The organism is Lutimaribacter marinistellae (assembly GCF_042648365.1).
Taxonomy (GTDB): Bacteria; Pseudomonadota; Alphaproteobacteria; order Rhodobacterales; family Rhodobacteraceae; genus Lutimaribacter_A; species Lutimaribacter_A marinistellae.
Genome location: NZ_JBHRXI010000016.1, coordinates 378,547 through 391,128 on the forward strand (window position 1 = coordinate 378,547; position 12,582 = coordinate 391,128).

The window sequence follows — 12,582 nt, forward strand, 5'->3', positions numbered from 1 at the left end:
GAGGCTTGCGTCGCGCCCTGCGCGGCGTATTCTGCGGCGGAAAGATAGGTGCCGCAGTGCAGAATAATCCCGATGTCACGCTCATCACGCCCACCGCACCAGTGGCCACGGCCACGCATGGCGGCCGGGCCAAATGCCTGCAACGGCTGAACCGGCTTGACCTGCCGGTGCCACCGACCGTCGCGCTGTCGTTCAAGGCGGTTCACGCCATCGCGGCGGGCCAGCTTCCCGATCTTGAGGCTGTGCTGAGCCAGTTCGACACGACCGCCTTGCTGTGTGTGCGACCGAGTTCCGAGGACCCCGATTGGGGCGGGCCCAACGCCGTTCTCAATATCGGGATGAACGACGAACGCTTTGCCGCGCTGACGGCGGAGATGGGCGAACAGGCGGCGGCAGCGCTCTATCTGCGTTTCGTGCAAAGCTATGCCGTCCACGTGGCGCGCCTGGACCCGGACCTGTTCGACGCGGTCGAATCGGACGGGGCGGTTGGCTTGCGCCATTCTCTGCGGGCCTATGAAGATGAAACCGAAGAGCCGTTCCCGCAGGATCGCGGCGAGCAGCTTGGCGCGGTGTTGCGATCCATGGCGCGCGCGTGGGAGGGCACATCGGCCCGTCTGCTGCGGCAGGCCAAGGGCGCGCCGGCGGATGCCGGTCTGGGCCTTGTCGTACAGGAAATGATCCCCGGTTTCGGGCGCGGGGAATGCGGTTCGGGCGTGTTCCAGCTGGTCGATCCGGTGACCGGCGCGCAGCAGATTACCGGCCGCTACCTGAGCCAGAGCCAGGGGCGCGATGCGCTGGGGCCGGGAGTCGAGGCGATCTACCTCGAGCGTGACCCGCGTGGGCCGTCACTGGAGGAGCTGGCGCCCGAGGCCTTTGCCGCGCTCAAGGATCACGCCGCTCTGATGCGGCGGAAACTGCGGGCCGAGATGCAGGTCGAGTTCGTGATCGAGAACGGCCATGTTCACATCCTTGACGGGGTGCGGGTGCCGCGCTCCTCGCGGGCGGCGGTGCGTATCGCGGTCCGGCTGGCAGAGGATGGGGTCATTTCTCCGCAAGAGGCGGTGATGCGGGTTGAGCCGCATTCGCTCAACGAATTGTTGCACCGGCAGGTACATCCGCAGGCGCGCCGCGATGTGCTGACCTCGGCCATTGCCGCCAGCCCCGGCGCTGCGACCGGGCGGATCGTGTTTACCGCGGCCGAAGCGCAAGCCAGCGCCGCGCGCGGCGATCCTTGCATCCTGGTGCGGCGCGAAACCTCGCCGGAGGATGTACGGGGCATGCATGCGGCGGCCGGCGTCCTGACCGAGCGCGGCGGGATGACGAGCCACGCGGCGGTGATCGGCCGGGGGCTGGGTCTGCCCTGTATCGTCGGCGCGTCCGAGATACGGTTTCAGACCAAGAAACGTCAGCTGGTGGCGCCCGATGGCCGGGTGCTCCGAACCGGCGATATCATTACCATCGACGGATCGTCGGGGCAGGTCCTTGCCGGTGAGCCCGCGATGCTGGAGGCGGCGCAGGACGAATCCTTTCAGACATTGATGGCCTGGGCCGATGCGGAACGCGATATCGGCATCCGCGCCAATGCGGACACGCCTGCAGATGCGCAGACGGCGCGCAATTTCAACGCTCAGGGAATCGGGCTTTGCCGGACGGAGCACATGTTCTTTGAACCCGGCCGCCTGACGGTGATGCGCGAGATGATCTTTGCCGAGACGGCCGCGGGGCGTTCGGCGGTTCTGGAACGGCTTCTGCCGATGCAGCGCGAAGACTTCGTGCAGCTCTTTCGCATCATGGAAGGGCAGCCGGTTTGCATCCGCCTGTTCGATCCGCCGCTTCACGAGTTCCTGCCGACATCGAGGCAGGGGCAACGGGAACTGGCCGAGGCGCTGGATCTGCCGGTGTCGAATGTCGAACGTCGTGTCGACGCGATGAGCGAGTACAACCCGATGCTGGGCTTGCGGGGCGTGCGGCTGGGCGTGACGGTGCCCGAGATCTATGACATGCAGGCCCGCGCCATTTTCGAAGCGACGCTGGAGGCCAGCAAGAAGGGGGAGCCGGTGGTGCCGGAAGTGATGATCCCTCTGGTATCGGCCCGCCGCGAAGTGGAGTTGGTCAAGACACGGATCGACGCGGTCGCCGCTGCGGTGGCGTTCGAGCGGGGGCAGGAATTCGATTACCGGCTGGGCGTCATGACCGAAACGCCGCGCGCCTGTCTGCGCGCCGGAGAAATCGCGCCGCATACGGCCTTCATGAGCTTCGGGACCAATGACCTGACGCAGATGACCTATGGCTTGTCGCGCGACGATGCGGGGCGGTTCATGTCGGCATATGTGCGCAAAGGCGTATTCGAGGAAGACCCGTTCCACGTGCTCGATGCCGATGGTGTGGGAGAGCTGCTGAGCCTGGCCGTTGAGCGGGCACGCGCCGCGCAGCCGGGAATCACCCTGTCGATTTGCGGCGAACATGGTGGGAATCCCGAATCAATCCGCCTGTGTCGGGAGGTCGGGTTCGATTATGTATCCTGTTCACCCTTCAGGGTTCCGGTGGCCCGGCTTGCCGCGGCCCAACTGGCCATAGCCGCAAAACTTGGTGGAGAACCCAACCCGAAATTCAAAATGTAGCGTGTTGCCATATTGCTGCGTGCGCGCAACTTTTTCACGAACTTGCGGAATCCCGCTTGCGTTTTCTCTAAAACTGGACCTTTTGCGCCGGGTCCGGTACTGCCCCCCCTGCGCCTTCGGGGGAGGGCGGTGCGTATCCAGTGCAAACTTGGGGACCGATTGAGATATGAAGAACGTTTTTGCTGCCGCGTGGCTGGCAAGCTGCTGCCTGTTGCCCACCTTCGGCACTGCCGAGACCGCACCTTCGGGCGAGCAGACCGAAATCGAAAAGCACGCCCGGGACGGAGCGCCGTTCCGGAATTACCTCGGCTCTCGCAAGCCGTTGGAGAAAGACGAACTCGAACCCCTGCAAGTCAGCTACTCCCGTGACTGGATCGATCGCCTACCCAACGCGACGGGTGGCGAACAGTTCCGTTGCCTTGCCGAGGCACTGTATTTCGAGGCGCGGGGTGAACCCGTGAAGGGACAGTTCGCCGTGGCCGAAGTGATCCTGAACCGCGTGGAATCGAGCCAGTTCCCCAACACGCTTTGCGGTGTCATCCGGCAGGGTACTGGCCGCAAGTACCAGTGCCAGTTTACCTACACATGCGACGGGCGGGCAGAAACGATTTCCGAGCGCCGCGCTTATGAGCGGGTCGCAAAGGTTGCGCGCATGGTCATCGACGGGGCGACGCAGAATGCACTGACCGACGGTGCCACGCATTATCACACGACACATGTGAACCCGCGTTGGGCAAAGGTGTTTGCCGAAACCGCGCGGATCGGTCGGCACATCTTCTACCGCGACAACAGCTACCGGACGGCGAGCCTCGATTGACGCTCGTCCGCGGGGGCCGTTGCGCTATGTTTCGGCGCGGAGGACCCCGCCATGACGCTTGACCGACGCCAGTTTCTTGTCACTGCCGCTGTTGCGGCTGCAATGCCGCGGCGCGCTTTGGGCGCAATTCCCGTCATCGAGGCGCGGGAAGGGGTGGCGCAGCTTGCGCCGGCCCAATTCGGTGAAACACCGATCTGGGGGTTCGACGGGACGGTTCCCGGTCCGGAACTGCGGGTCAACCAAGGTGCCCGCCTGCAGCGGCGGATGGTCAACGCCCTTCCGCATCCGACAAGCATCCATTGGCACGGTATCCGCATCGACAACGCCATGGACGGCGTTCCCGGGCTGACCCAGCCAGTGGTCGAACCCGGCGAGGCGTTCGATTACGATTTCGTTCTGCCCGATGCAGGAACCTATTGGTATCACGCTCATAACCGTTCGTTCGAACAAGTGGCGCGCGGCTTGTATGGCCCCCTGATCGTCGAAGAGGCGGAAGGGCCGGACGTGGACGACGACATCGTGCTGATGCTTGATGATTGGCGGCTGGATCCCGAAACCGCCTCGATCCGCGATGATTTCGGAAATGGCCACGACATGAGTCACGCCGGCCGCATCGGCAATCTCGTAACGGTTAATGGTCAATTCGATCCCGCGATCCGGGTGGCGCCGGGGGCACGGCTGCGTCTGCGGCTGGTGAATGCGGCAAACGCCCGGATATTTTCGCTTGGGCTTGATGGTTTTCGCGGTTGGGTGGTCGCGCTTGATGGCATGCCGCTTGCGCAGCCAGAGCCGCTTGCGCAGCCAGAGCCGCTGGTCAACCCGGTTGTCCTTGCCCCGGCGCAGAGGGTCGATCTGATCGTGGATGTGACAGCCGATGCCGGGTCCGTTGCCTCTCTCATCGAGATGCGCCGCGAGGGTGGCGTCGGGCTGGCCCGCTTTGATATCGGGGCGGGTACGGGCATGTCGCGCGACAATACGCCGGACGCGTTGCCACCCAACCCGCTGCCTGATTTGGCGGGCTGGGAAGAGGCGCCCCGGCACGAGATGCGGATGCAGGGCGGCGCGATGCGGTGGCTGGACGGCGCGCTGCTGGGCGACACGCAACTATCGGGCCGGGAATTGGCGCAGCTTGGCCGCTTCTGGGCGCTGAACGGACAGGCAGACAGGCCGGAGGAGCCATTCCTTGATGCCGAGCGGGGCAGCCTGCACCGCATCCGGTTCGTGAACGAGACAATGTTTCCGCATGGCATGCATCTGCACGGTCATCACGTTCGCATCGTGGGGGCCGAGGGGCTGGGCCCGTGGCGCGATACGGTCCTTGTGGACAGGGGCGAGACGGTCGAGATCGCGTTGAATGCGGACAACCCCGGCAAGTGGCTCTTGCATTGTCACATGCTGGGGCATGCGGCATCCGGCATGAGCACGTGGTACAAAGTGGGCTGAGGCGACGCATTCGGGTGCTGGTACGGCGCTCATGTGCCTGTTAGAAGCCGGGTCGACCCCTATCGTGGCGCCGACGCCACCTGCCGAACCCGAGAAGGTCCATGAGTTCAGAAATCCGCCTTGCCTTTGCCCATCCATCCGAGCGGTCCGAGGCCACGGCGCCGCGTGGGCCGCTTGATCGAATCTCGCTGCGCGATCACATCGTCGAGGTGGAAATCGGTGCCTTTCAGGCCGAGCGCGGCACGACGCAGCGGGTCTGTTTCAACGTGGTGGTCGAGGTTGCCCCGCTGACCGGGCCGATCGATGACGATGTCGACCGCATCCTGTCCTATGACCGTGTCACCGAGGCCATCGCCGCCGAACTTGCGGCCGAGCGGCTGAACCTGCTGGAGACACTGTCGGAGCGCATCGCGGAACGCATTCTGGCCGAGCCGCAGGCGGTTCGCGTTTTCGTGCGCATCGAGAAGCTGGATCGGGGGCCAGGTGCTCTGGGGGTCGAGATCGTTCGCGGCCGCGACCGCCGCCATCACGAGGTCATGGGCGGCGAGCGACCGCATCCGCGGCTGGTCTACCTGTCCAACGCGGCCATGGCGTCAGGGCACCTTACGTCCTGGATCGACCAGTTGGAGGCGCAGGGCCAGCCACTTATCCTGTGTGTCGGGGCGTCGGAGCTTGCCGTTCCGCAGACCGGGCATGCGATGACGCAGCGCCGGATCGACCTGCTGGCCATCGAGCAGAATGCCTGGGTTCTGGCCGCGCGCGACTCGCGCTGCGTGGTGGTGTCCACGCGGACCGAACTGGACTGGGCGATGAAGAACGGTCAGATCTGTGTCTGGGCGCCATCCAAGATCGTGCTCGATTCCGTCGAGGGCCCGTCTGCCCGCCCGTCGGATGCGGTCGCCTTGGCGGCTTGGTTCGCGGCGACCTTCGAGGCGCAGGAGATGCTGGTGATCGGGGCGGAGCTGCCCGATGCGCCCAGTGTGCCACTGCGCTCGGTCCCGGTGACGCGAGAAACCATATGACCGACTATTTCCGGCCGCTGGTGCAAACTCGCGCGGCGAGGCCCGCGGGGGCCGTGACACTTGCCGGTGCATCCTGCTGGTTCACCCATGTCGAGCATCTGCGCCGCGATGCCACGCCGCGTATCGTGGAGGCCGGGGACGTTCCGGCGGCAGTTCTTGAGAGGCTGAGCGCGCCGCGCCCCGAAGTCGCGGGGCTGGCGATGGATCGTCCGCATGTGATGGGCATCCTGAATACCACGCCTGACAGCTTTTCCGACGGTGGTGTGCACCACGGGCGCGACGCGGCGGCGGTTTCCGGCTCTGTCATGGTCAGCCACGGTGCGACGATCCTGGACATAGGGGGCGAGTCCACCCGGCCCGGCGCAGCGTTCGTGCCGGCCGACGAGGAAATCGCAAGGGTCGTGCCGGTGATCGAGCGGCTGGGCACGACCGGCGCGCTGATCTCGATCGACACACGCAAGGCAGAAGTGGCCCGCGCGGCACTGGCGGCTGGGGCAGGACTGGTCAACGATGTGTCCGGTTTCACCTTTGACGCGGATCTTGCGCCGCTCTGTGCCGAGGCTGGTGTCCCGGTCTGCGTCATGCATATGCAGGGCGATCCGCAGACGATGCAGGACGATCCGCAATACGAGGACGTGCTGCTGGATGTGTACGATTTCCTTGCGGCGCAGGTGTCGCGGCTAGTCGGGATGGGGATCGCGCGCGAGCGGATCATCGTGGATCCCGGGATCGGGTTCGGCAAGACACAGGCGCATAACCTGACCCTGTTGCGAGGGCTGAGCCTGTTTCACGGTCTTGGCTGTCCAATCTTGCTGGGCGTCTCGCGCAAGGGCTTCATCGGTCGGATCGGGCGTGAACCGCAGGCATCGGCCCGTGCGCCAGGATCTATCGCCGTCGGGCTGGCGGGGCTGGCGCAGGGGGTGCAGATCCTGCGCGTGCACGACGTGGCGGAGACGATGCAGGCGGTTCGCCTGTGGCAGGCCGTGCAGGATCCTGAGAGTGAGGTCTAGCCCTTTGCGGCGTCGCGCTTGGCCTTTCTGGCGCGGAGCATCTTGAAGAGCTTCACCGCGTATCCCGGCTTGTTCTCCTGCGGTGAGCGGGCGAGTGCCAATGCGCCGGGTTCCACGTCCTTGGTGACCACCGTGCCCGTGGCCGTCATGGCGTCGTCGCCGACGCGCACCGGTGCGATCAGCATCGTGTCCGACCCGATGAAGACACGTTCCCCGATCTCGGTCCGGTGCTTCATCACGCCGTCGTAGTTGCAGGTGATCGTGCCCGCCCCGATATTGCTGCCGGCGCCGACCGAGGCATCGCCGATATAGCTGAGGTGATTGACCTTGGCGCCTTCGCCGATGGTGGCTTCCTTGATCTCGACAAAGTTCCCGATGCGCGTATCCTCGGCCAGTTCGGCACCGGGACGCAGGCGGGCATAAGGGCCGATCACTGCGCCACGGCTGACATGGCACCCTTCGAGGTGGGAGAAGGCACGGATCGTCACGCCGCTTTCGACCGTGACGCCCGGGCCGAAGATTACGTTCGGTTCGATCACCGTATCGCGCCCGATGACGGTGTCCGCCGAAAGATACACGGTTTCCGGGGCCATGAGCGTGACACCGAGATCGAGCAGGTCGGCCCGCGCGCGTGCCTGGAAAACCGCGTCGGCCACGGCGAGGTCGGCGCGGGAATTGATGCCGAGCGTTTCGGCCTCGTCACAGGCGACGGCGGTGACGCTCAATCCGCGAGAGCGGGCGATCTCGACGATGTCGGTCAGGTAATATTCGCCTGCGGCATTGTCGTCGCCCACGGCGTCGATCAGGTCGAACAGGGTATCCGAACGGCAGGCCATCAGGCCGGAATTGCAAAAGGTGATGGCACGTTCCGCGTCATCTGCATCCTTGTATTCGACGATACGCTCCAACGTGTCGCCCTGCATCACCAAACGGCCATAGCGGGCGGGGTCAGCCGCTTCGAAGCCCAGGATGACAAGGTCGTGGCTGGCCCGAGCGGCGATCATCCGCTCGAGCGTTTCCTGCCCGAGGAATGGCGTATCGCCGTAAAGGACAACGACGTCACCGTCGAACCCGTCGAGCGCGCCGCGCGCCTGAGCGACCGCGTGGGCGGTGCCCAGCTGCTCTTGCTGCAGGACGACCTGGGCCGCGTCGTTTTCAGACTGCGCGGCTTTTGCGACCGCGTCCGCGCCATGACCTGCGACGATGACGACGTGCTCTGGCTGCAGCGCCGCACCTGCGCGCATGGCATGCGCCAGCATAGGCAGGTTCGCGATGGGATGAAGCACCTTGGGAAGGTCGGAATTCATGCGGGTGCCCTTGCCTGCGGCGAGGATGACGAGCGCGGTGGCCATGGACATTTCCCTTTCGTTTCGGTCCCGCCCGTTTTATCCGCTGGGGCAATGGGCGCAAGCGGACAGGCGCGAAGGGAGAGCGATGAAAACGGTAATCTTCGATCTGGATGGTACTCTGGCCGATACCTCGGGCGACTTGTTGGAGGCGGCCAATGCCTGTTTCCGCGAGATGGGGCATGGCGACGTTCTGCGCCATGGCGAAGATGCCGGCATCGCATTGCGCGGTGGGCGAATGATGTTGAGCCACGGGCTGCGGCGGCTTGGCGCCTATGACGAGGATATCGTGCACCGCTATTACCCGATGCTGCTGGAGTTCTATGCAGGCGCGATCGACCATCACACGCGGCTGTATTCCGGCGCGATGGAGGCCGTCGAAGTGTTGAAAAGCCGTGGCTATGGCGTGGGTATCTGTACGAACAAGCCCGAGGGACTGGCCGAGTTGCTTTTGCGGCGGCTTGAAATTCGCGACGCATTTGCCTCGATGGTGGGGGCCGATACTCTGCCTGTTCGCAAGCCGGACCCCGAACCGCTGCGCGAGGCGGCGCGCCGGGCCGGGGGCGATCCGGCGCAGTGCCTGCTGGTGGGCGACTCGGATACCGACAACAACACGGCCCGCGCGGCCGGCGTGCCGTCGATCCTTGTCACCTTCGGCCCATCGGGGGACGCGATGGCAGATCTTCGGCCCGACGCGTTGATCGACAGCTTTGACGCGCTGCCCGAGACGGTCGAGCGGCTGTTTGGCTGATGATCTGGTTTGGTATTCCGAAAGCTGCGGCGCAGCTCTTGACCGGGGCTGCACCGGGGACCACAAACACCGCATGACAGAGCGTTTCACAGGCAGTTTCACCCAGCAGGAGCCGATCCCGGACGAGGCGATCGAGGCGGCGCTGGCCGTGTTGCAGCACGGTCGGCTGCATCGCTACAATCTTGCGCCCGGCGAGGTTGGGGAGACGGCCTTGCTGGAACAGGAATTCGCTGAGATGACGGGGGCGAAGTACTGCCTGGCCGTTGCGTCGGGCGGCTATGCCATGGCCACGGCCCTGCGTGCCGTCGGCGTCAAGCCGGGCGACAAGGTTCTGTCGAATGCCTTTACGCTGGCCCCCGTGCCCGGTGCCATTGCTTCGGTGGGCGCGGTGCCTGTCTTTGTCGGGGTGAGCGAGGGGCTGACCATCGACCTCGACGACCTTGCGGCCAAGGCGGACAAGGCCGATGTCCTGCTGCTCAGTCATATGCGAGGGCATATCTGTGACATGGACCGACTGATGGCGATCTGCGAGGCCGCCGGGGTCACCGTGATCGAGGATTGCGCCCATACCATGGGGGCTGCGTGGAAGGGTGTGCCGTCCGGGCGGCATGGTGCCATCGGCTGTTATTCCTGCCAGACCTACAAGCATGTGAATTCAGGCGAGGGCGGCCTGCTGGTCACCGATGACGAAGAGTTGGCGGCGAAGGCGGTGATGCTGTCGGGCTCCTACATGCTTTTTGAAAGGCACCTTGCGGCGCCGGGGCCGGAGGTCTTCGAGCGCGTGAAATACGAGACGCCGAACATTTCGGGCCGGATGGACAACCTGCGCGCCGCGATCCTGCGGCCGCAACTGCGCGCGTTGGAAAGCCAGGTGGAACGTTGGAACGAGCGGTACCAAGTGCTGGAGGCGGGGCTGAGCGGCACGCCAGGTCTGACCGTGATCGAACGGCCCGAGGCAGAGCGCTATGTCGGATCCTCGATCCAGTTCCTGTTGCTGGACTGGCCCGCCGAAGACGTGCGGGAGGCGTTGCGCAGGTGCGCCGCGCGGGGCGTGGAGTTGAAATGGTTCGGGGCGGCGGAGCCCGTCGCGTTTACCTCGCGCTATGACAGTTGGCGATATGCCCCGTCGGAGCCCATGCCGGTCAGCGACCGGGTGCTGGCAGGGATCGTCGACATGCGGGTTCCGCTGACGTTCTCGTTGGAGGATTGCGCCGTGATCGCGCGCATCATTCGTTCCGAGATCGGGGCGGTCTGGCAATCGCTGACAGATTGAGTGCGCCTTGCGGCGCACGCTCTAAAAGGAAAAGCCCCCGGTCCGGGGGCTTTTCCGGTTTGGGTACACGGCATCCTCATGCGATGATTGACCGGACGCCGAAAGGCTGCTATCCGACTTATTGAACAGTTGTTCATAAACGCGAGAGGAGAGCGTGATGTTCACCGCAACCATGCAGTTCGACCTGGGCGAGGACGTGAACGCCCTGCGCGAAATGGTGAATCGCTGGGCCCAGGAAAGGGTCAGGCCGATGGCAGGCGAGGTCGACAAGACCAACGAGTTTCCCAACGAGCTGTGGCGCGAGATGGGCGAGCTGGGTCTGCTGGGGATCACGGTGCCGGAGGAATATGGCGGGGCCGGGATGTCCTATCTTGCGCATACCGTCGCAGTGGAGGAGGTGGCGCGTGCCAGCGCCTCGGTTGCGTTGAGCTACGGCGCGCATTCGAACCTCTGCGTCAACCAGATCAAGCTGAACGGCAACGAAGACCAGAAGAAGAAGTACCTGCCGGGGCTGGTCTCAGGTGAACATGTCGGCGCGTTGGCAATGTCGGAGCCATCGGCCGGCTCGGACGTGGTTTCGATGAAGCTGCGCGCCGAGAAGCGCAACGATCATTTCCGCCTGAACGGCAACAAGTACTGGATCACCAATGGCCCGGATGCCGATACTCTCGTCGTCTATGCCAAGACCGATCCCGATGCGGGGAGCAAGGGGATCACCGCCTTCCTGATCGAGAAGGAGATGAAGGGTTTCTCGACCAGCCCGCATTTCGACAAGTTGGGGATGCGCGGATCGAACACGGCCGAGCTGGTGTTCGAGGATGTCGAGGTACCGTTCGAGAATGTCCTTGGCGAGGAAGGCAAGGGTGTCGCAGTGCTTATGTCCGGTCTCGACTACGAGCGGGTCGTGCTGGCCGGGATCGGCACCGGTATCATGGCGGCATGCCTCGACGAGATCATGCCCTACATGGTCGAGCGCAAGCAGTTCGGCAAACCCATCGGATCCTTCCAGCTGATGCAGGGCAAGATCGCCGACATGTACACGGCCATGAACTCGGCGCGCGCTTACATCTACGAGGTGGCGAAGGCCTGTGATCGCGGTGACGTTACGCGGCAGGATGCTGCGGCCTGCTGCCTTTACGCTTCGGAGGAGGCGATGAAGCAGGCGCACCAGGCGGTCCAGGCAATGGGCGGGGCAGGTTACTTGTCCGACACGCCGGTCAGCCGCATCTTTCGCGATGCCAAGCTGATGGAGATCGGCGCGGGTACGTCGGAAATCCGGCGCATGCTGATCGGCCGTGAATTGATGGCCGAGATGAGCTGACCCGATGAAGGCGTTGGCCAGGATGGAAGCCTACGAAGATATCCCGCACGGGCACTTGTCCTGGCTGACCGTACGTCTTGAACGGACTTCATCCGAGATGTCACCCTCCGTTCGCATGAGCCTGAACCCCTGCGGCTAAATAAGGGATTTTTCCGTGCGTGATCTGTCTTGGTCAAACCGAACCGGACCCGGTACGCGGTGTCGCGCATCGGGCCCGGGCGACTGTCCGAGGGACGGATCAGAAGCGGTGAACGTAGCTGAGGCCGATCAGGACGGGGTCGATCTCGGCCGTGCCGATGGCTGCCCCGTTGAGCGTGGCGTCGGTGTCGATATCGAACCAGCGCACGTTCAGGCGAACGGCGCCCTGATCACTGACGGCATAGTCGAGACCGGCCTGAACCGAGACTCCCCAGGAATCCTTGAGCTCGAGATTGCCGAGGGCGGTGCTTTCCTCGAAGAAGGTCGTGTAGTTCACGCCGAGGCCGACATAGGGCGTCCACGCGCTCTGGTTCGCGAAGTGATAGTTGAGCGACAAGGTGGGCGGCAGGTGCTTGGTGCTGGCAGCAACCGTACCGTTCAGCGAGATGTCATGGCTGAAAGGTGTCGCGGCCAGAATCTCGATGCCGAGGTTGTCGCGGATGAAGTACTCGAAGGTGAAGATCGGACGCGTGTCGTCATCGATCGTCACACTGGCACCCGCCAGCGTGCCGTTATTGGATTTGGGCGTCAGATAGCCGAGACCGATACCAACGGTCATATCGCCCTGCGATTGCGCAAGGGCGGGGCCGGATACTGCAACAAGAGCAGTTGTCAGGGCCAGGGCGGCGGAAAGGCGAGTCATGGTGATCCCTCTTCTTGGATGGGGTTTTGCGTTGACAGCCAGAGCAAATCGAACATCGGCGGGACGCGCACTGATCTCGATCAAATGGACTTCTTCCGAGCGTTCCTTGGCTGCACTTCTTATCCCTTGATTTCAAT

At 64.2% G+C, this 12,582-nt stretch carries 10 protein-coding genes; 8 read left to right on the top strand and 2 right to left on the bottom strand.

Translation table 11 applies throughout. From position 1 onward, the window contains the following. Nucleotides 1–56 precede the first annotated feature (56 nt). From ACFORG_RS15915 to folP, 5 genes are all read left to right on the top strand, one after another. Entirely contained in the window at nucleotides 57–2,621 is a 2,565-nt protein-coding gene (locus ACFORG_RS15915; protein ID WP_386736505.1) for a putative PEP-binding protein, read from the top strand. A 166-nt stretch (nucleotides 2,622–2,787) separates the two neighbouring features. Continuing rightward, the gene (locus ACFORG_RS15920; RefSeq protein ID WP_386736506.1) at nucleotides 2,788–3,438 is read left to right on the top strand and encodes a cell wall hydrolase; all 651 of its coding nucleotides are present in this window, start codon (nucleotides 2,788–2,790) and stop codon (nucleotides 3,436–3,438) included. 51 nt (nucleotides 3,439–3,489) lie between these two features. Next, nucleotides 3,490–4,881 carry a multicopper oxidase family protein gene (locus tag ACFORG_RS15925; protein WP_386736507.1) on the top strand — a complete coding sequence of 464 codons (1,392 nt, stop codon included), beginning with the start codon at nucleotides 3,490–3,492 and terminating at the stop codon, nucleotides 4,879–4,881. A gap of 101 nt (nucleotides 4,882–4,982) precedes the next feature. Continuing rightward, entirely contained in the window at nucleotides 4,983–5,903 is a 921-nt protein-coding gene (locus ACFORG_RS15930; RefSeq protein WP_386736508.1) for a dihydroneopterin aldolase, read from the top strand. Next, complete coding sequence (gene folP, locus ACFORG_RS15935) at nucleotides 5,900–6,913, top strand: dihydropteroate synthase (RefSeq protein WP_386736509.1); 1,014 nt, start codon at nucleotides 5,900–5,902, stop codon at nucleotides 6,911–6,913. The genes ACFORG_RS15930 and folP overlap by 4 nt, the downstream gene beginning before the upstream one ends. Here the strand turns inward: folP and glmU are convergent. Then, the gene (glmU, locus tag ACFORG_RS15940) at nucleotides 6,910–8,265 is read right to left on the bottom strand and encodes a bifunctional UDP-N-acetylglucosamine diphosphorylase/glucosamine-1-phosphate N-acetyltransferase GlmU (protein ID WP_386736510.1); all 1,356 of its coding nucleotides are present in this window, start codon (nucleotides 8,263–8,265) and stop codon (nucleotides 6,910–6,912) included. The two genes, folP and glmU, sit on opposite strands and share 4 nt — an antisense overlap. A gap of 82 nt (nucleotides 8,266–8,347) precedes the next feature. On the opposite strand from glmU, the gene ACFORG_RS15945 reads away from it, so the two are divergent. The 3 genes from ACFORG_RS15945 to ACFORG_RS15955 all read left to right on the top strand — a co-directional run bounded on the left by ACFORG_RS15945 (nucleotide 8,348) and on the right by ACFORG_RS15955 (nucleotide 11,604). After that, nucleotides 8,348–9,010, top strand: a complete 663-nt coding sequence (locus tag ACFORG_RS15945; RefSeq protein WP_386736511.1) for an HAD-IA family hydrolase — start codon at nucleotides 8,348–8,350, stop codon at nucleotides 9,008–9,010. A gap of 73 nt (nucleotides 9,011–9,083) precedes the next feature. Next, nucleotides 9,084–10,283, top strand: coding sequence for a DegT/DnrJ/EryC1/StrS family aminotransferase (locus ACFORG_RS15950; protein WP_386736512.1), 1,200 nt, complete (start codon nucleotides 9,084–9,086; stop codon nucleotides 10,281–10,283). A gap of 157 nt (nucleotides 10,284–10,440) precedes the next feature. After that, nucleotides 10,441–11,604, top strand: coding sequence for an isovaleryl-CoA dehydrogenase (locus ACFORG_RS15955; RefSeq protein ID WP_386736513.1), 1,164 nt, complete (start codon nucleotides 10,441–10,443; stop codon nucleotides 11,602–11,604). 238 nt (nucleotides 11,605–11,842) lie between these two features. Here ACFORG_RS15955 and ACFORG_RS15960 read toward each other — a convergent pair whose 3' ends face one another. Then, nucleotides 11,843–12,445, bottom strand: a complete 603-nt coding sequence (locus tag ACFORG_RS15960) for an OmpW/AlkL family protein (RefSeq protein WP_386736514.1) — start codon at nucleotides 12,443–12,445, stop codon at nucleotides 11,843–11,845. Nucleotides 12,446–12,582 lie beyond the last annotated feature (137 nt).

What these genes read in the sequence shown, in the direction of transcription:
- glmU (WP_386736510.1), bottom strand. Translation starts at nt 8,265, where the DNA reads ATGGCCACCGCGCTCGTCATCCTCGCCGCAGGCAAGGGCACCCGCATG.
- ACFORG_RS15930 (WP_386736508.1), top strand. Translation starts at nt 4,983, where the DNA reads ATGAGTTCAGAAATCCGCCTTGCCTTTGCCCATCCATCCGAGCGGTCC.
- folP (WP_386736509.1), top strand. Translation starts at nt 5,900, where the DNA reads ATGACCGACTATTTCCGGCCGCTGGTGCAAACTCGCGCGGCGAGGCCC.
- ACFORG_RS15920 (WP_386736506.1), top strand. Translation starts at nt 2,788, where the DNA reads ATGAAGAACGTTTTTGCTGCCGCGTGGCTGGCAAGCTGCTGCCTGTTG.
- ACFORG_RS15925 (WP_386736507.1), top strand. Translation starts at nt 3,490, where the DNA reads ATGACGCTTGACCGACGCCAGTTTCTTGTCACTGCCGCTGTTGCGGCT.
- ACFORG_RS15945 (WP_386736511.1), top strand. Translation starts at nt 8,348, where the DNA reads ATGAAAACGGTAATCTTCGATCTGGATGGTACTCTGGCCGATACCTCG.
- ACFORG_RS15950 (WP_386736512.1), top strand. Translation starts at nt 9,084, where the DNA reads ATGACAGAGCGTTTCACAGGCAGTTTCACCCAGCAGGAGCCGATCCCG.
- ACFORG_RS15955 (WP_386736513.1), top strand. Translation starts at nt 10,441, where the DNA reads ATGTTCACCGCAACCATGCAGTTCGACCTGGGCGAGGACGTGAACGCC.
- ACFORG_RS15960 (WP_386736514.1), bottom strand. Translation starts at nt 12,445, where the DNA reads ATGACTCGCCTTTCCGCCGCCCTGGCCCTGACAACTGCTCTTGTTGCA.